Origin of the sequence: Desulfovibrio porci (assembly GCF_009696265.1) — a bacterium.
In the GTDB taxonomy this organism is placed as follows: domain Bacteria; phylum Desulfobacterota; class Desulfovibrionia; order Desulfovibrionales; family Desulfovibrionaceae; genus Desulfovibrio; species Desulfovibrio porci.
Genome location: NZ_VUMH01000021.1, coordinates 1 through 17,107, shown reverse-complemented (window position 1 = coordinate 17,107; position 17,107 = coordinate 1). Strand labels below are relative to the sequence as shown.

General features: G+C 60.8%; 15 protein-coding genes and 1 riboswitch. Of the genes, 9 read left to right on the top strand and 6 right to left on the bottom strand.

What is annotated here, in order from left to right; translation table 11 throughout:
- The first annotated feature begins 34 nt into the window (after positions 1-34).
- Positions 35-169, top strand: a riboswitch (TPP riboswitch).
- Positions 170-225: 56 nt separating this feature from the next.
- Positions 226-1,506 carry a phosphomethylpyrimidine synthase ThiC gene (gene thiC, locus FYJ44_RS13785; protein ID WP_154513127.1) on the top strand — a complete coding sequence of 427 codons (1,281 nt, stop codon included), beginning with the start codon at positions 226-228 and terminating at the stop codon, positions 1,504-1,506.
- A gap of 365 nt (positions 1,507-1,871) precedes the next feature.
- Here the strand turns inward: thiC and ahpC are convergent, their stop codons facing one another.
- Both ahpC and FYJ44_RS13775 read right to left on the bottom strand, forming a co-directional pair.
- Positions 1,872-2,438 (bottom strand): alkyl hydroperoxide reductase subunit C, encoded by a 567-nt coding sequence (ahpC, locus tag FYJ44_RS13780; RefSeq protein ID WP_154513125.1) that lies wholly within the window; start codon positions 2,436-2,438, stop codon positions 1,872-1,874.
- 237 nt (positions 2,439-2,675) lie between these two features.
- Positions 2,676-3,587: an EamA family transporter gene (locus tag FYJ44_RS13775; protein ID WP_326833692.1), complete on the bottom strand. Its 912-nt coding sequence runs from the start codon at positions 3,585-3,587 to the stop codon at positions 2,676-2,678.
- A 242-nt stretch (positions 3,588-3,829) separates the two neighbouring features.
- Here FYJ44_RS13775 and FYJ44_RS13770 point away from each other — a divergent pair, with 242 nt between their 5' ends.
- Positions 3,830-4,297, top strand: coding sequence for a Fur family transcriptional regulator (locus tag FYJ44_RS13770; RefSeq protein ID WP_154513123.1), 468 nt, complete (start codon positions 3,830-3,832; stop codon positions 4,295-4,297).
- A 54-nt stretch (positions 4,298-4,351) separates the two neighbouring features.
- Here the strand turns inward: FYJ44_RS13770 and FYJ44_RS13765 are convergent, their stop codons facing one another.
- The 3 genes from FYJ44_RS13765 to uvrA form a co-directional block, all read right to left on the bottom strand.
- The gene (locus FYJ44_RS13765; RefSeq protein ID WP_154513121.1) at positions 4,352-4,723 is read right to left on the bottom strand and encodes a hypothetical protein; all 372 of its coding nucleotides are present in this window, start codon (positions 4,721-4,723) and stop codon (positions 4,352-4,354) included.
- A gap of 68 nt (positions 4,724-4,791) precedes the next feature.
- Complete coding sequence (locus FYJ44_RS13760) at positions 4,792-5,094, bottom strand: Dabb family protein (RefSeq protein WP_154513119.1); 303 nt, start codon at positions 5,092-5,094, stop codon at positions 4,792-4,794.
- Positions 5,095-5,206: 112 nt separating this feature from the next.
- A complete protein-coding gene (gene uvrA, locus FYJ44_RS13755) occupies positions 5,207-8,161 on the bottom strand; it encodes an excinuclease ABC subunit UvrA (RefSeq protein WP_154513117.1) in 2,955 nt (984 codons plus the stop codon).
- Between the two features lie 177 nt (positions 8,162-8,338).
- Between uvrA and FYJ44_RS13750 the strand changes: the two genes are divergently transcribed.
- Positions 8,339-8,971 (top strand): hypothetical protein, encoded by a 633-nt coding sequence (locus FYJ44_RS13750; RefSeq protein WP_154513115.1) that lies wholly within the window; start codon positions 8,339-8,341, stop codon positions 8,969-8,971.
- A gap of 253 nt (positions 8,972-9,224) precedes the next feature.
- On the opposite strand, the gene FYJ44_RS13745 is transcribed toward FYJ44_RS13750, so the two are convergent.
- A complete protein-coding gene (locus FYJ44_RS13745; RefSeq protein WP_154513113.1) occupies positions 9,225-9,815 on the bottom strand; it encodes a TrmH family RNA methyltransferase in 591 nt (196 codons plus the stop codon).
- A gap of 165 nt (positions 9,816-9,980) precedes the next feature.
- Here FYJ44_RS13745 and FYJ44_RS13740 point away from each other — a divergent pair, with 165 nt between their 5' ends.
- The 6 genes from FYJ44_RS13740 (at position 9,981) to FYJ44_RS13715 (ending at position 17,015) form a co-directional block, all read left to right on the top strand.
- On the top strand, positions 9,981-11,423 hold the full coding sequence (locus tag FYJ44_RS13740; protein WP_154513111.1) for a sodium:proton antiporter: 1,443 nt from the start codon (positions 9,981-9,983) through the stop codon (positions 11,421-11,423).
- A 95-nt stretch (positions 11,424-11,518) separates the two neighbouring features.
- A complete protein-coding gene (locus FYJ44_RS13735; RefSeq protein WP_154513109.1) occupies positions 11,519-12,151 on the top strand; it encodes a sugar O-acetyltransferase in 633 nt (210 codons plus the stop codon).
- A 1,298-nt stretch (positions 12,152-13,449) separates the two neighbouring features.
- Entirely contained in the window at positions 13,450-14,871 is a 1,422-nt protein-coding gene (locus tag FYJ44_RS13730) for an SLC13 family permease (RefSeq protein WP_154513107.1), read from the top strand.
- 45 nt (positions 14,872-14,916) lie between these two features.
- On the top strand, positions 14,917-15,762 hold the full coding sequence (locus tag FYJ44_RS13725) for a fumarate hydratase (protein ID WP_154513105.1): 846 nt from the start codon (positions 14,917-14,919) through the stop codon (positions 15,760-15,762).
- Positions 15,763-15,771: 9 nt separating this feature from the next.
- Positions 15,772-16,335, top strand: coding sequence for a Fe-S-containing hydro-lyase (locus tag FYJ44_RS13720; protein ID WP_154513103.1), 564 nt, complete (start codon positions 15,772-15,774; stop codon positions 16,333-16,335).
- Positions 16,336-16,385: 50 nt separating this feature from the next.
- On the top strand, positions 16,386-17,015 hold the full coding sequence (locus tag FYJ44_RS13715; RefSeq protein WP_154513101.1) for a succinate dehydrogenase/fumarate reductase transmembrane subunit: 630 nt from the start codon (positions 16,386-16,388) through the stop codon (positions 17,013-17,015).
- Positions 17,016-17,107: the final 92 nt, after the last annotated feature.

Below are 17,107 nucleotides of genomic sequence, written 5' to 3'. Positions count from 1 at the left end.
GTCCTTTACAGGGCGACGGGGCCACGCTATAGAAAACCTGAGCTAGGGGAGCCGCGCGGAACACGCTTTGCGAGAGCGCGTTCAGGGCGGCTGAGAGTGGGGAACCAGACCCAGACCCTATGAACCTGACGCAGTTCGCACTGCCGGAGGGAAGCTGAGGCCGCACCCGCTTTCCCGCAGGTTGTGGCTTTTTTTGCGCCCTGCGTCACAAACCGTGAGGCACCCATGACATCTTCGCTCTGTTCAAAAAACGCCGCCCTGCGCGGCCTGCTCGACCGGCATCTGTCCGCCCTGGCCCAGGAGGAAGGCCTGACCCCGGAAAGCATCACCAGCGCCCTGGAAGAAGGCAGCATGGTGCTTCTGGGCAACCCGGCCCATGACGGCCTCAAGCCCATTCTGGTGGGCCAGCCGTCCCGGATCAAGGTCAACGCCAACCTCGGCACGTCGCCGCTCTGCAACTGCCCGGAAACCGAAAACCGCAAAATCAAGGCCGCCCTGGACGCCGGGGCCGACACGGTCATGGATCTTTCCATCGCCGGAGACCTGGACGCCATCCGCGCGGGCATGCTCAAGGCCTGCCCCCTGCCCCTGGGCACGGTGCCCATGTATGCCGTGGGCCAGCAGATCCTGGACGCCGAGCGTGACATCAGCAGCATGCAGCCCGACGACCTTTTTGCGGAAATTGAAAAACAGGCCCGCCAGGGCGTGGATTTCATCACCGTGCACTGCGGGCTTTCCCGGCGCGGCGCGGAACTGGCCGTGAAAGACAACCGCGTGCTGGGCATCGTCTCGCGCGGCGGCTCCATGCTGGCCCGCTGGATGCTGGAAAACAACCGTGAAAATCCCCTGCTGGAATATTTCGACCGCCTGCTGGAGCTCTGCCTGCCCTACAACGTCACCCTGTCGCTGGGCGACGGCCTGCGCCCCGGCGCGGGCGTGGACGCGGGCGACGCGGCCCAGTGGGAGGAAGTGATCAATCTGGGCCAGCTGGCCAAATACGCGCTGGAAAAGGGCGTGCAGTGCATGATCGAGGGTCCGGGCCATGTGCCGCTGAACCAGGTGCGCACCCAGATTCAGGGCATCAAGCGCCTGACCAACAACGCGCCCCTGTATGTGCTGGGACCGCTGTGCTGCGACAGCGCGCCCGGCTACGATCACATTGCCGGGGCTATCGGCGGCGCTCTGGGCGTGGAAGCGGGCGTGGACTTTCTCTGCTACCTGACTCCGGCCGAGCATCTGACCCTGCCGGATGTGGACGACGTGCGCGCCGGGGTGATGGCTTCGCGCGTGGCCGCCCATGTGGGCGAAGTGGCTCTGGGCCGTCCCAGGGCCGTGGAACGCGAGGCGGCCATGAACGCGGCCCGCAAGGCCCTGGACTGGGAGGGCATGTCCAAGGCCGCTCTGGACCCGGACCAGCTCGCCAAACGCCGCGAGGCGCACAAGAGCGAGGAAGTCTGCGCCATGTGCGGGAAGTTCTGCTCGGTGAAAATGCTGCGCGGGCATTAGGAGCTGTTTCTAAATGAGGATTTTTGTTCTCTGCCCAGGAAGGCGAGTTCCGGGCGGAGGGAGTATATTCAAACCCGACCTTCGCACGGAGCGAGCCTGGCGCAGGCAGAGGGCGAAAGGACAATTTAAAGACAGCTCCTAGAGCGAATTAACGTTAAGAGTATGCATGACCTGGACACGATGTTCTGACCCGTAAGTTTCACGACTCCGTGAGCAATTTTTAAAGTAAAAAATTGCTCTAAGCTGAACAATAACGAGAAAGCCCGGTGTGATCTTCCACACCGGGCTTTCTCGTAGCACATCAATCATCCGGCAGCTGTGATTTTTTGTTTGCCTTGCCGGCGACAAAAAGACGCGCCTGCCGCCTACAGTTTGCCCACCAGATCCAGCCCCGGCTTCAAAGTCGCCGCGCCGGGCTTCCACTTGGCCGGGCAGACCTGATCGCCGTGCTCGGCCACGAACTGGGCGGCTTCCACCTTGCGCACCAGTTCCTCGGCGTTGCGGCCGATGCCCAGGTCGTGCACTTCATAGGCCTTGACTTCACCCTGCGGGTTGATGATGAAGGTACCGCGCAGGGCCTGGCCCGTGGCTTCAATATAGACGCCGAAGAAGCGGGACAGCCAGGCGGCGCTGTCCGAAAGCATGGGATAGCGGATTTTGGCGATGTTCGGCGAGGCGTCGGCCCAGGCTTTATGCACATAGGCGCTGTCCGTGGACACGGAGTACAGTTCGCAGTTCAGCTTCCGGAACTGCTCGTAATGGTCCGAAAGGTCTTCCAGTTCCGTGGGGCAGACAAAGGTGAAGTCCGCCGGATAGAAGAAGATCACCGACCAGTGCCCCAACAGATCAGATTCGCTGACATCCTTCAGTTCGCCGTTGTGAAAAGCCTGGACGGTGAAGGGTTCCACTTTCTTGTTGATCAGATTTTCCATGATATATTCCTTTATAGTTCGTATGGCTTGAAGCGACGTCCGCTTCCTGACGGTAAAATTTTTCCGACGTGCCCCCTTGACCTATTGAAAATGATATTCATTTTCTATTAAGTTTGTCAAGCATGTCTCCTGCCTGGAGCAAAAAATTTAAAAAACTTCAGCCGGAAAAACGAAACGCCGTCGAATCCGGCGAACGGACCGGCGGCGGGAACAGGCGAAGAATGCGGCCCTGCCAGGCTATTTGTTGTGCTTGTGCCAGAGCACGAAAAAGACCGAGCCCACAGTCAGGCAGCAGGCCAGGACAATCCGGCCCGTAATCGTTTCACCGCCCAGCCACCAGCCGAGGAAAATGCCGATGACCGGCACCACATACTCGTAGGACACGGCCGTGGCGATGGAAACATGCGTCAGCAGCCAGAAATAACTGGAATAGGCGTTAATGGAACCGCCGATGACCATCCAGGCAAAGGCCAGCGCCACTTCGAACCGCAGGTTTTCCCAACGGGTCATGGCCGCCTCGCCGCAGGCGAAGCCCAACAGCAGGGTTTCCAGCCCGCCCACCAGCAGCAGGAGGCCGCAGGACTGCAAGGCCGAAAGCCGGGTGGGCAGAGGAAAACGCCGGGTCAGCAGGGAGCCGGTCACCCAGCCCAGCGTGGCCCCGAAAACCCAGAACATGCCGGCGGGGCTGGTCTGGCCCGTCCCGGAAGCGTTCTGGCTGACGCCCAGCAGCACCAGGCCGCACAAGCCTCCGGCCAGGCCCAGCCACTGCATGGCCGAGGGGCGCTGCTCCCCGCCGAACAGCCAGGCCGCCACCAGCATGGAAATGGGCGTGGAGCCGGTGACCACGGCGGCCACGCCGGAGGAGATGTATTCCTGTCCTTTGCCCAGAAAGCCGCTGGCCATCAGCACCATAAACACCGCGAGCCAGCAGGCGTGCCGCCAGTCGGCGCGCGTGGGCCGCTGCCAGCGGCCTGTGCAGCCGATGGCCGCGCAGAGCAGCAGACCGGCCAGAAACATGCGCGAACCGCAGGCCAGAAAGGGACCCAGCACTTCCAGCGTGAATTTGAAGCCGATATAGGTGGAACCCCAAGAAACATAGACCAGAAAAAGATTGAGCAGGATTTTCAGATTCAGAGGGGACAGGCGCACGGCGGAACTCCTTGACGCTCGGGCATTTCCGCGATTCACGCGGAAAAGCGCGGGGCCGCCGTGCGCCGCTGAGATTCCGGACGGGCGGCGGAGGCGGAACAGCCACACAGGCCTCTATCCGGGCGCATATCTTCTGTCAAGCCGCCGGGCGGAGCCGCCCGCAGGGCCGATTTTAACGCCGCCACGGCTACCCCCTTGGCAGAAGGGCACGGCCCGTGCTAGAAAAATAACGGGGGTTGGCTATGTCCAAACAGAACAGCGCGTCCTTGGCGGACTTTCTGGAATTCATGAGCCGCAAAGGGCTGAACACCACGTCCCAGCGGCGCGTCATTGCGGAAGCTTTTTTTGAACTCCCCGGCCATCACACGCTGGAAGAGTTCTATCAGCATATCCTGCGACGCGATCCGGGCATCGGCCAGACCACGGTCTACCGTACCCTCAAGTTGCTCTGCGACGCCGGGCTGGCCATGGAAATCCATTTCAGCGACGGCATCACCCGCTATGAAGTGGCCCGGCCCAACAGCCACCATGATCACATCGTCTGCCTTTCCTGCGGCAAGATTGTGGAGATCTGCGATCCGCGCATTGAAAAACTGCAACACGAGTTGGCGGAAAAGCACGGTTTCAGCCTCAACGGCCATGTGCACAATCTTTACGGCCTGTGCGCCGACTGCCGTAAAGCGACGTCTGAGGGCCAACCGGCCAGATGACGTTGCGGAACAGCCTTTTTCAACACGTAAGCTCCCGCGAGCCGGTCTGATCCATCAGAAAAAGCCCGCATCTTTTTTGGGGAATTGTTTTACGCCCCCTAAGCGAACTTGACATTCATTTTCATAATAGACATACTTGTTCTGCGGGCCGGTTATAGAAGTCCGCTCCCGCGCACGTTGCCGTTCCGGCAGGCCGGCGCGTCGCGCGGGCAAATCAAGCAAAAGGTGATACTCATGGATATGCAATTGCTGCTGGTCCTTCTTTGTGTGGCTGCCGCGTTTTTTTTCATTGTCCGGCGTTTCCGCCGCGCCCTGCGCAAGGGACAGTGCTCCTGCGGCTGCGAAGGCGGCGGGGACAAAAAAAATTGCTGCGCGGGCGGCTGCTCCGGGCGCAAATTGCAGTGACGTTGTCACGCTTTCCCGCATAAAACCAGGATCTCCCGCTTGTCACGAGGCGGGAGATCCTGGTTTTATGCGGGAAACGGAAAAATATCTTATACGGCGTAATCCAGGGCCTGCCGGGAGGCGCTGACAGCCTTGACCAGCGCGCCGAATTCCACATGCACGGGATGTTCGGCATAGGCCTTCAGCCCGGCCATGTCGTCATGCACGGATTGCAGCACCACCTGCGCGGGAACCGTACTGGTGGGCTGAATCTGATAGGAAACCTCCACGGAGCGCACCGTGGGAATGCCGCTCAGCGGCGCCGAAGCCTCTTTGATGCGGCGGGCGTTCTCCGCCGCCGTATGCCCGTCCGCCTCTTCCTGAAGCGTCCACCAGACGATATGCCGGATCATGTTCTTCTCCTTGGCTGTGCGCCGGGCCGCTGGTCAGCGGCCCTCTCCCTCGCGGGGGGCGCTGTTTACCGGAGCGCTTTCGCTTTGAAGCCGCTCCGACGTCAATTCGAGCTCAACTTTTCCGCCGCTTGAGCCGGTCCGTGCGTTCCTGCATCAGAAAACGCCCGGTCACGGAATTGGGATCGGCCACAATGGCCTCGGGCGTGCCCGCCGAGACGATCAGGCCGCCGTTCTCCCCGCCGCCGGGACCCATGTCCAGCACGTGGTCCGCGGCCAGGATCATATCCGTATTGTGCTCAATGACCACCACGCTGGCCCCCTTGTCCACCAGGGCGTGCAGCACCTTGATGAGCTTGCCCACCTCGTGCATGTGCAGGCCGGTGGTGGGCTCGTCCAGAATATACATGGTGCCGGGCAGGGAGCGTTTGCCCAGTTCGCGCGAAATCTTGATGCGCTGGGCTTCGCCGCCGGAAAGCGTGGTGGCGGGCTGGCCCAGACGCAGGTATTCCAGGCCCACCTCTTCCAGCACGGCCAGCCGCCGTTCCAGGCCGGGGTAATTCTCAAAAAGCTGCCGGGCCTGATGCACGGTGAGGTCCAGCACTTCCGCGATGTTCAGGCCCTTGTAGCGCACTTCCAGGGTTTCGTGATTATAGCGCCTGCCCTTGCAGACATCGCAGGTCACGTAGACGTCGGGCAGAAAGTGCATTTCCACCCTGATCTGGCCGTCGCCGCCGCAGGCCTCGCAACGGCCGCCGCGCACGTTGAAGCTGAAGCGCCCCGGTTTGTAGCCGCGCTTGCGCGCGTCCGGGGTCATGGAAAAGATATTGCGGATCTCGTCGAAAATCTTGGTGTAGGTGGCCGGATTGGAGCGCGGCGTGCGGCCGATGGGCGTCTGGTCGATGGCCACGATGCGCTCCACGGGCGCGCCGCCCTTCTCATAGCGCAGGCCGCCGATGGCGCCGGGCTGGTCCACGCGCAGGCCCAGATTCAGGGCCAGATGCTTGTAGAGCGTGTCCACCACCAGCGAGCTTTTGCCCGAGCCGGATACGCCGGTCACGCAGGTCAGCACGCCCAGGGGAATGCGGCAGTCGATGCCGCGCAGATTGTTGGTGGTCACGTTGTGCAGCAGCAGTTCGCCCTGGGCCTCGCGCCGGGCGTCGGGCAGGGGAATGGATTCGTCCCCGCGCAGGTAGCGGGCCGTGAGCGTGTCCGCCGTGCCCAGCAGATCGTCCACCGGGCCCTGGAACATGAGTTCGCCGCCCCGCGAGCCAGAACCGGGCCCCAGTTCGATGACCGTGTCCGCCGCGCAGATGGTGGCCTCGTCGTGTTCCACCACCAGCACGGTATTGCCGCGCGCCTGAAGGGAACGCAACGTGCCCAGCAGGCGCTCGTTGTCGCGCGGGTGCAGGCCGATGGAAGGCTCGTCCAGCACATAGGTCACGCCCACCAGGCCCGAGCCCAGTTGCGAGGCCAGACGGATGCGCTGGGCCTCGCCGCCGGACAGGGTGCTCATGGAGCGGCCCAGCGAAAGATATTCCAGCCCCACGTTGCGCATAAAGGAGAGGCGGAAGGTCAGCTCCTTGAGCAGGGGTTCCGCGATAAGGGCGTGGCGGCCCGTGAACGTGCGCTTGTGCAGCCATTCCAGGCTGCGCTCCACGGACAGCGCGCAGAACTGGGCGATGTTCAGGTCGTCCACCCGCACGGCCAGGGCGTCGGCATTGAGACGCGCGCCCTTGCAGTCCGGGCAGTCCATGGACTGGCGGAAGCGGGCCAGCACTTCCCGCCAGGCCTCGCCGTACTGCATGCCTTTTTCCAACAAAGGGATGACGCCGGGCCAGCGCTTGTCGCTCACGCTCAGGGCGCTCTGGGTCCGCTGCGCCTCGGCGAAATGCTCGCTCTGGTAGTCGCCGGACGCGCCCAAGGCCACATTGCCGCCCATCCAGTTGCGGCGCAGGCCCAGAGAACCGGCGGCGGGCTTGCCGTGCTCGTCCTCGCCGTAGAACAGGGCGGCCAGGGCCGCGTCGGAAAACTGCTCCAGCGGCGTGGAGAGAGTGAACTTGAAGCGCTTGCCCAGAGCCTTGAGCGCGCTTTCGTAGCGGCTGAACATTTTGTCCGTGGCCCAGGGCAACAGCGCGCCGGTGTTCAGCGAAAGTCCCCGGTTGGGCGCGATGAGGCGCGGCTCGAAATAATCCACGCTGCCCAGGCCCACGCAGCGCGGGCAGGCCCCCTGCGGGCCGTTGAAGGAAAAAAGCTGCGGACTGGGCGCGGGCAGGGAAATATGGCAGTGCGGGCAGACCGAAGTGGTGGAATGAATGGTGTCGCGCTCGGCCTCGCCCTTGTCCGGCTCGTGCAGCACCAGGCGGCCTTCGCCGTAGCGCAGGGCCAGTTCCACGGAGTCCGCCAGACGGCCCCGGATGCCCTCTTTGTTCACCAGACGGTCCACCACCAGATCTATGCTGTGCTTCTTGTTCTTGTCCAGGGCGGGCACGTCGTCCAGGGTGTGAAAAGCGCCGTCCACGCGCACCCTGGCGAAACCCTCGGCCTTGAGCTTCTTGAATTTGTCCTGGTGGGTGCCCTTCTGCAATTCCACCAGCGGGGCCAGGACCATGAACTTGCTCCCCGGCGGCAGGGCCAGAATGTCGCCGATGATCTCGTCCGCCGCGCGGGCCTCGATGGGGCGGTCGCACTGGGGGCAGTACATGCGCCCCAGGCGCGCGAAAAAGACGCGCAGAAAGTCGTGGATTTCCGTCACCGTACCCACGGTGGAACGCGGATTGCGCGAAACGCTCTGCTGCTCCAGGGAGATGGCCGGAGAAAGGCCCTCGATCTTTTCCACGTCCGGCTTGTCCATCTGGGGCAGGAACTGCCGGGCGTAGGCCGAAAGGGATTCCACATAACGGCGCTGGCCCTCGGCATAAACGATGTCGAAGGCCAGGGTGGATTTGCCCGAACCGGACGGCCCGCAGATCACCACCAGTTCGTCGCGGGGGATGTCCAAGCTGATGTTTTTGAGATTGTGCTGCCGGGCCTTTTCAATATGGATGCAGGGCTTGTTCTCCGTTTTCATGGGAAGTTATCTAAGCAGCTCCGGCCCTCTTGGCAAGCTGTCATTTTCCGGCGTGCGCCGCCTGTTCCGACAATGCGCCGCCCAAGCGCATGGACAAGAGAGCGCAAAGGCGGTATAAAAATTTTTACGAACGTAAAAACGAAAAAACCGCCCGGACAGGCCGGGAGGGGGACAATCATGTGGAAGTATATGCGGATCGCCGCCCTGCTGGCCCTGCTGACCATTGTGCCGCTCACGACGGCTGACGCCGAGGACAACGGCATGACGGCAAGGGGCATCTTTACCCAGCTGCCCGCCAGCATTTTTGAAAATACGGCGGAAGGCCTCTCCGACGCGGACAAACAGCAACTGTTGACCGAAGGGCATACGGAATTCTGGGAAATCGCCGGAGAAACCGAGGACGTAATCGTGTTTGCGGCCTTGCCCTTCCGGGACAGCGCCGTGGCCCTGCGGCTCTTCCGCAATACGGCGGACGGCTCGGTGGAGGCGGCCATCGGTACGCTGGGCGGACCCATCTGCACCATGGAGCTGTGGCGGGTGGACGCCTCGGGCCGCATGGTGCCCATCGACACGCCGCCGGAGCCGGACATTAAGGAATTTCTGGGGCAGGGCCGGAAGCTGCCGCCGGACGTCAACCCCACAGTGCTGATCTGCCTGGGCCTGGGCGGGCTCAAGGCCGAACCCGTGTTCTGGAACAGCTCGGGCATGACCCAGGTGCCTCTGGCCAATGACGTCAGCTTTCAGTGGACCGGCAAGAGCTTTGAAAAGCAGGTGAGCCCGCACAAGGAACAGACCGGCGAACGCCCCTGATCCTGACCGGCGGACGCATCACCGCTCAGGGGCGCGGCAGGCAGCGAAAAACTCTACCGGGCCGCCCCCTATCCGGCCCCGGACATCCTGCGCGCGAACTGCACCAGGCGTGCGCCCGGCACGCCGGAGAGTGGGCAGAACCGGAACTGGAGGTTCGCGCCACTGCCGCAGCAGGGCCAAAATGAAAAAGAAAACCAATCTCTTTTATGCGGCGCACCACCGCTCCGCCTGCGCGGCCTGACTGGTCCGCCGCCTATTTCTTCAGCCATTCCTCCAGCTTGGCCTCCAGTTCGGCTTCGCTCAGGCGAGAGACGTCGTACATGCCGGCCCCTTCGCGCTGGCGTGCGGCTTCGGCCAGAATAATGGCCGCGGCCACGGAAACGTTGAAGCTCTGGATCATGCCGTACATGGGAATGTAGAGCTGGCCGTCAGCTTGGGCAAGCAGTTCCTCTTCCACGCCGCTGTGCTCGTTGCCCATGATCACCGCCGTGGGCCGGATGAAATCCCAGGCCCGCAGGGGACGGGCCGTTTCCGAGCAGGAGGTGGCCAGCACCTGGAAGCCCTGGCCCCGCAGATCGCTCATCAGATCCGCGCTGTTCTTGTGGCGCACGCTTTCCACCCATTTGCGGGCCGAGGCCGAGGTTTTGCGGCCCAGCGCCGGAAAGGGAGTATTGGTATAGTAGAGATGCACCCTGGCAAGACCGAAGGCGTCACAGGAACGGTAGATGGCCGAGACATTATGCGGATCATGGATGTTGGCCAACACCAGGGTCAGATCATTCTGGCGACGGCGCAACACTTCAAGCAGGCGCGCTCTGCGCCTGGGGGTGGGTTCCTTGGGCATGGCGATGATTTCCTTCTGCGGTGCGAATGCTTGTGAAAGGTGTGTCAGAAAAAACTTTTTCAGGCAAGCGCATTGCCAAGGGTATGGATTTATCCTAAAAAAGTGGAAAATATCTGTCTTCCGCGCGGCCCGGGGCCGCGACATCTTTCATTCAGGAGTGCGCCCATGTCAAAATTCCGGTCTCTGCCTCTGGCCCTGATGACGGCCCTGCTCTCGGCTCTGGTCCTGCCCGGCGCGGCCATGGCCGCAGCGGGCCATCCCACCATTCCAGGTTCCGAGCTTTCGGCCGTCTGGGTTATCCCCTTTGCCTGCATGCTGCTTTCCATCGCCATCATGCCGCTGGCCCTGCCGCACTTTTGGGAGCACCACTTCGGCAAAATCGCCGTATTCTGGGGTCTGGCCTTTCTGGTGCCCTGTTTCCTCGTCTACGGCTTCAATGTCGCCCTGTATGAATTTCTGCACATCATTCTGCTGGACTACATCCCCTTCATCGTCCTGCTTTTCGCGCTGTTCACCGTGGCCGGCGGCGTGCGCCTCAAGGGCTCGCTGGTAGGCACGCCCGTGGTGAATACCGCCCTGCTGGCCGTGGGCACCGTCCTGGCGAGCTGGATGGGCACCACCGGCGCGGCCATGCTGCTGATCCGCCCCCTGCTGCGCGCCAACGCCCACCGCAAATACCGCGTGCATTCCGTAGTCTTCTTCATCTTTCTGGTGGCCAACATCGGCGGCTCCCTGACGCCTCTGGGCGATCCGCCGCTCTTCCTGGGCTTCCTCAAGGGCGTCAGCTTTTTCTGGACCACAACGCACCTTTTCCTGAAGACTCTCTGTCTTTCCGTGGCCCTGCTGGCCATTTTCTTTGTGCTGGATATGGTCCTGTACAACAAGGAAGGCCGCCCCACCCCGCCGCATGATCCCAATGCTGTGGAAGAAAAGCTCGGCCTGGACGGCAAGATCAACCTGCTCTTCCTGCTGGGCGTGGTGCTGGCTGTGCTGGCCTCCGGCATGGCGCCGCTGGGCGCCTGGATCGAGGTCTACGGCGTGCCCGTGGAAGGCCAGAACCTGCTGCGCGACATCGTGCTGCTCTGCATGGCCGGTCTTTCCTGGAAGTTCACCAGCCGACGCTGCCGCGAACTCAACGGTTTTTCCTGGGCGCCCATTGAGGAAGTGGCCAAGCTCTTCTTCGGCATCTTCCTCAGCATGATCCCGGCCATCGCCATTCTGCGCGCCGGCACGCACGGCGCGCTGGCCTCGCTGATCAACATGGTCTCCACCCCGGACGGCCAGCCGGTCAACGCCATGTACTTCTGGCTTACAGGCGCGCTCTCCAGCTTCCTGGACAATGCGCCCACCTACTTGGTATTCTTCAACACCGCGGGCGGCGACGCCGTCCATCTGATGAACGACATGGCCACCACCCTGATCGCCATTTCGGCGGGCGCGGTGTTCATGGGTGCCAATACCTACATCGGCAACGCGCCCAACTTCATGGTGCGCTCCATCGCCGAGAATCAGGGCGTGCGCATGCCCAGCTTCTTCGGCTACATGGCCTGGTCCGTGGGCATTCTGATCCCGCTGTTCGCCCTGCTGACCTGGATATTCTTCGTGTAGTCATTGCCGCCTTTCACACGCAAAAAAACGGCAGGCCGCAAGCCTGCCGTTTTTTTGCGGCACGCCTTGGCGCGGCATGAAGAGGAGCATACGCCATGAACCACAAGGAACGCATGCTGGCGGGCCTGCCCTACAAGGCATGGCTGGACGGCCTGAGCGAAGAGCGCCGGGCCTGCCGGCAAAAAGTCTTCCGTTACAATCACCTGCCGCCCGACCGGGAAGCGGAACGGGACGGCCTGATCCGTGAAATCCTCGGAGCGTGCGGGCGGCATGTGTGTATTGAAGGGCCGTTTTACTGCGATTACGGCTATAACATTGAAGTGGGCGAAAACTTTTTTGCCAATTACAACTTCACGGTGCTGGACGTGGCCAAGGTCAGGATCGGCGACTACGCCATGATCGCGCCCAATGTGGCCATCTATACGGCCGGGCATCCGCTGCACCCGGTATCCAGAAATTCGGGCTATGAATACGGCAGTCCCGTGAGCATCGGCGACAACGTCTGGATCGGCGGCAATGTGGTGATTAACCCCGGCGTGCGCGTAGGCCGCAATGTGGTCATCGGCTCCGGCAGCGTGGTGACCAGAGACATCCCGGACGATACGCTGGCCGCGGGCAATCCCTGCCGCGTTCTGCGGCCCATCACGGAAGCGGACCGCTGCCGCTATTTCAAAGACCGCCTCTTTGACGTGGAGGACTACGAACGGCCCTTTAACGCCGACGGATAAAAAAGATGCCGGAACGGCAAAAGGGCGTATCTGCCGTTGTAATGCACTTACGGTTTTTGCCCTAAACACCACTAAATTGAATCATTACCCTTCTTATAGACAGGTCTTATTGTGTATTTTGACTTTCCATGAGACTACTTCAGCTTTGATATTCCGCATTTATTGTCAGTCACGCCAACATTATTATTGAAGATATGCCTTATTTCACGCCACTAACCACTTGACAGGCAAAAACAAACAGAGATTCCTCCCCCCAATAAAAAACCGTTACGTTCTTTCCATAAGGCGATCTCTTTTGGAGCCGACTAAAAAATTCGAACTCCCGGCCTGCTGATGACGAAAAGCCGGAAAGGCCATTTCCACCCGGCCCACCGTCTTTCACACCATCTCGTTTTTTCATATTTTTTCTAAAAAATCAGAGTATTGTATTGAATCTGCATCTTCTCTCACCTTATTTTTCCCCGCTTCACACCAGAAACAAAGACGCCGCAGCGACAGCTTCAGCCCCCTGCCACTAGCGGAACAGCCGACGTGGCCGTCTGCGGCATCGGCAACAAATCCCATGAGGTCGTCAACTGACTCCCCTGCGGCACAGGCGGGTCGTCTCTGGAATGTTGCGGACCGCATCGCCCAATGGCGGCGGCCATGATCCGCACTCATTGCGTTTCGCATTTTCCGCTGGGTGGAGCCGGTTCAAGTCACACAGACATATGACCAGGGCCGTGTCCCCAACTTTTTCGGTGTAAATGGTCTCGTCATTTTTGTGAAAAAAATAACTTTCTGTCGACGAATAATTGAGGATATCAACCGGAAGAATTCCTGGTATGACAAGTTAATCTCCCCAATTATGGCTATTAATAAGCATTTCTGACTGTCAAATCTCAAAATTTGCATTTCCCGGCGGTCTGTGGGGCACACCGCCCTTGCAAGCTCCTCTTGTCCAAATTGAAGCAACTGTGGCTATGATTACGCATAGAGCGCTTTTGGCTTCTTATTTTTATAACTTATTTAATTAATATGTATATTTTTTTGAATCACCGTCACAAACTTTTTTCTTGAGAACGGATTTTTCAATTTTTGTGAAAAAAATAACTTGCTATTGGCTTGCGGATTGGTTAGTCAATCAGAAAGAGCTCACTGGTATGACATGTTGACACCCTTTCAGGTGGCCGGAGATCGCCGTGAGAACTTGCCAGCCCCAAAGTTGATATTGCTAGCGGTCTGTGGGGAATCCTGCCCTCACAGATTTATCGTGCAGGCGTTCCTCTTTATCAGACGGAAACAACTACGGAGGCCGTATGAAAAAGATTTTATCCCTTGTGATTCCCGTGCTGGCCTTTTTCTGCCTGCTTAATGTCCCCGCGGAATGGTTTCACATGCCTGGTTTGACGGTTGTCGAACAAAGGCTTATCGCCATCTTCTTCCTGGCGGCCCTCTGCTGGATACTTGAGCCCATCCCCATTTTCGCCACATCAGTCCTGGTCATTGTGCTGGAGTTGCTGCTCCTGTCCAACAAAGGACTCATCTTTTTACGCGGCGCGGCGGGGGACCCCGCTTTCGGCAAGGTGCTGACCTACCAGAGCATCATGGCCACCTTCGCTTCTCCCATCATCATGCTGTTCATGGGCGGCTTCTTCCTGGCCATGGCCGCCACTAAGTACCGCCTGGACATCAACCTGGCGCGGGTGCTGCTCAAGCCTTTCGGCAGCAGACCCCATATGGTGATGCTGGGCCTGCTGCTGATTACGGCCATTTTTTCCATGTTTATGAGCAATACGGCGACAGCGGCCATGATGCTGGCCATACTCGCGCCGGTCCTCTCGGTCTTGCCTGAAGGCGACCGGGGCCGCACGGCTTTCGTACTGGCCATCCCGGTGGGCGCCAACATCGGCGGCATGGCAACGCCGATCGGGACGCCTCCCAACGCCATCGCCCTCAAGTACATCCTGGATATCCAGCCCATCAGCTTCGGGCAATGGATGCTTTTCGGCGTCCCCTACGTCATAGTCCTGCTGTTCATCGCCTGGGTTCTGCTGGCCTGGCTGTTCCCATCCAAGGAAAAAAGCGTCAGACTTTCCATCACAGGCGAATTTCAGCGTGGCTGGCGCGCAAACCTGGTCTATATCACCTTCGGGCTTACTGTTTTGCTGTGGATGTTCGGCGGCCTGCACGGCATGAATTCCGAGGTCGTCGCCATGATTCCGGTGGCGGTCTTTGTCTGTACCGGCATAGTCACCAAAAAGGAATTGAAAGAAATTTCCTGGGATGTGCTCTGGCTGGTGGCCGGCGGCCTGGCCCTGGGTCTGGCCCTTGAAAAGACGGGACTGGCGGCGCGTATGGTGGCCAGCATTCCCTTTGCCACGTTTGCGCCTGTCATGGTGCTGGTGGTTGCCTCCGTGGTTACCCTGCTCATGGCCAACTTTATGTCACACACGGCTACGGCCAACCTGTTGCTGCCCATCATGGCTGTTCTGGCGGCCGGTCTGAGCGGACTCGACTCCATGGGCGGACCGCTGGGCCTTATTTTGGGCGTCACCTTTGCGGCATCTCTGGGCATGACCCTGCCTATCAGTACGCCGCCCAATGCCCTGGCCAGTTCCACCGGAATGGTGGAAACTCCGGATATGGCCAAGGTCGGCGTCGTCATCGGCATCGTGGGTGTTCTGCTGACCATGGTCATGCTCTGGATTATCGCGGGAACAGGCATACTGAAGCCATAGCGCGAAGCCGTATTACACATGTCCTTTCACAACCGGGAGGAGACCATGAAAGATATTCACGTGAACAGCATTACGGAAGCCGTTGCAGCCATGGCCGTTCAGGCCTGCTGTAAACTGCCCGCTGACGTGCGGAAGAGCTTTGAGGCGGCCCTGACCAAGGAACCCTCGCCCGTGGGGCGCAACATTCTGGACCAGTTACTGGAAAACGCGGCCATCGCCGCCGAAGAGGACATCCCCATCTGTCAGGACACAGGTCTGGCTGTGGTTTTTGCCGACCTGGGACAGGACGTGCATATCGTGGGCGGCGGCTTTGAGGACGCCGTCAACGAAGGCGTGCGCCGGGGCTATGTGGACGGCTATCTGCGCAAATCCTGCGTGGCCGAACCCCTGTTCGAGCGCAAGAACACCAGGGACAACACGCCTGCAGTCATCCATACCCGCATCGTGCCCGGCGACAGCCTGCGCCTGCGCCTGGCCCCCAAGGGCGCGGGTTCGGAAAACAAGAGCGTGCTGAAAATGCTGGTGCCCGCCGACGGCATTGAAGGCGTGCGCAAGGTGGTTCTGGACGCGGTGCTGGCCGCCGGGCCCAATTCCTGCCCGCCCATGGTGGTGGGCGTGGGTCTGGGCGGCAATATGGAAGTGGCGGCTCTCTGCGCCAAGCGTGCCGCCGCCAGGGATATAGGAAGCGCCAACGCCGATCCCCGCTATGCCGCGCTCGAATGTGAGCTGCTGGAGATGGTCAACAGGACGGGCGTGGGTCCGCAGGGTCTGGGCGGTCTGACCACAGCTCTCGGCGTGCATATTGAATGGGCGCCCACCCATATCGCCTCTCTCCCGGTTGCGGTGAACATCAACTGTCACGCGGCCCGCCACGCTGAAACCGTTTTATAGGAGGGCACCATGTCAAAAAACCAAGCCAAGCGTATTCGCGCGCCCTTTGACGACGCTACGGCGCGTTCCCTCAGGGCAGGCGACAATGTGCTGATTTCCGGCGTTATCCTGGCCGCGCGCGACGCGGCCCACAAGCGCCTGGTGGAGACCCTGGACCGGGGCGAGCCGCTGCCCGTGGATCTGCGCGGCGCGGTGGTCTACTACGTGGGGCCCTCGCCCGCCAAACCGGGTCAGGTCATCGGCGCGGCCGGGCCCACCACCTCGGGCCGCATGGACGCCTATACGCCAAGACTGCTGGACGAGGGGCTCAAAGGAATGATCGGCAAGGGGTATCGCAAGCCGGAAGTGGTGGAGGCCATGAAGAAGCACGGCGTGCCCTATCTGGCGGCGGTAGGCGGCGCGGGCGCGCTCATCGCCCGCAGCATCAAAAAGTACACGGTGCTGGCCTATGAGGATCTCGGTCCCGAGGCTGTGGCCGCCATGGAAGTGGAGGATTTTCCGGCCATTGTGGTCATCGACTGCCTGGGCGACAATTATTACGAAACGGGCCAGGCTCCTTATCGGGGTCTGTAATGTACGAATACCATTATGGCCGTAGTTTTGAAAAACCATAAGGAGTCACTATGCTCGCAAGCAGATCCCCTGCCGACGTCAGATCCAGGCTGGATTTCTGGCAAGCCCTGTCAGGCGCGGTGCTGGCCCTGTTCATCTGTGTGCACCTGCTTCTGGAGGGCAGCGTCGTCATCAGCCCCAAGCTGACCAACGGCATCGCCTGGCTTCTGGAAGTCACGTTTATGGCTCAGGTCGCGGCTCCATGTCTTGTTCTGCTGATTCTCTTCCACTTCTGGATCGCGGCCCGCAAAATGCCCTTCCGCGCGGGAGAACTGGGCGTGTTCGTGCGCCACAGCCGCAGCCTGCGCGAGGCCGACACTTGGCTCTGGCTGGTGCAGGTCTTTACGGCCGTGGTCATCCTGGCCGGCGCATTCTTCCATGTGTATACGGTCATGACCGATCTGCCCATCACCGTCGACGGCAGCTCCAAACGCCTGCACGACGGCTGGCTGGCCTTTTATGTGATCTTCCTGCCCTGCATCATCCTGCACACGGGCATCGGCATCTACCGCCTGGCCGTGAAGTTCGGCATCTGCTCCAGGGCGGGGCGCGACAGGTTCCGCAAGGCGGTCTGGATTATCATGGCTTGTTATCTGGCACTGGGCACGCTGGCTCTGGCCCGCGTCTGGTTCCTGGGATAGGGGGTGCGTATGCGTGTTTTTCAAAGTGATGTTCTCTGCATGGGCGCCGGTCTGGCCGGGGAGCGCGTGGCCGTGGAAGCCGCGCAGGCGGG

Excerpts from the sequence above, each read along its gene's own strand:
- thiC (WP_154513127.1), top strand. The coding sequence starts at position 226 with ATGACATCTTCGCTCTGTTCAAAAAACGCCGCCCTGCGCGGCCTGCTC.
- ahpC (WP_154513125.1), bottom strand. The coding sequence starts at position 2,438 with ATGGAAAATCTGATCAACAAGAAAGTGGAACCCTTCACCGTCCAGGCT.
- FYJ44_RS13770 (WP_154513123.1), top strand. The coding sequence starts at position 3,830 with ATGTCCAAACAGAACAGCGCGTCCTTGGCGGACTTTCTGGAATTCATG.
- FYJ44_RS13765 (WP_154513121.1), bottom strand. The coding sequence starts at position 4,723 with ATGCGGGAAAGCGTGACAACGTCACTGCAATTTGCGCCCGGAGCAGCC.
- FYJ44_RS13760 (WP_154513119.1), bottom strand. The coding sequence starts at position 5,094 with ATGATCCGGCATATCGTCTGGTGGACGCTTCAGGAAGAGGCGGACGGG.
- uvrA (WP_154513117.1), bottom strand. The coding sequence starts at position 8,161 with ATGAAAACGGAGAACAAGCCCTGCATCCATATTGAAAAGGCCCGGCAG.
- FYJ44_RS13750 (WP_154513115.1), top strand. The coding sequence starts at position 8,339 with ATGTGGAAGTATATGCGGATCGCCGCCCTGCTGGCCCTGCTGACCATT.
- FYJ44_RS13745 (WP_154513113.1), bottom strand. The coding sequence starts at position 9,815 with ATGCCCAAGGAACCCACCCCCAGGCGCAGAGCGCGCCTGCTTGAAGTG.
- FYJ44_RS13740 (WP_154513111.1), top strand. The coding sequence starts at position 9,981 with ATGTCAAAATTCCGGTCTCTGCCTCTGGCCCTGATGACGGCCCTGCTC.
- FYJ44_RS13735 (WP_154513109.1), top strand. The coding sequence starts at position 11,519 with ATGAACCACAAGGAACGCATGCTGGCGGGCCTGCCCTACAAGGCATGG.
- FYJ44_RS13730 (WP_154513107.1), top strand. The coding sequence starts at position 13,450 with ATGAAAAAGATTTTATCCCTTGTGATTCCCGTGCTGGCCTTTTTCTGC.
- FYJ44_RS13725 (WP_154513105.1), top strand. The coding sequence starts at position 14,917 with ATGAAAGATATTCACGTGAACAGCATTACGGAAGCCGTTGCAGCCATG.
- FYJ44_RS13720 (WP_154513103.1), top strand. The coding sequence starts at position 15,772 with ATGTCAAAAAACCAAGCCAAGCGTATTCGCGCGCCCTTTGACGACGCT.
- FYJ44_RS13715 (WP_154513101.1), top strand. The coding sequence starts at position 16,386 with ATGCTCGCAAGCAGATCCCCTGCCGACGTCAGATCCAGGCTGGATTTC.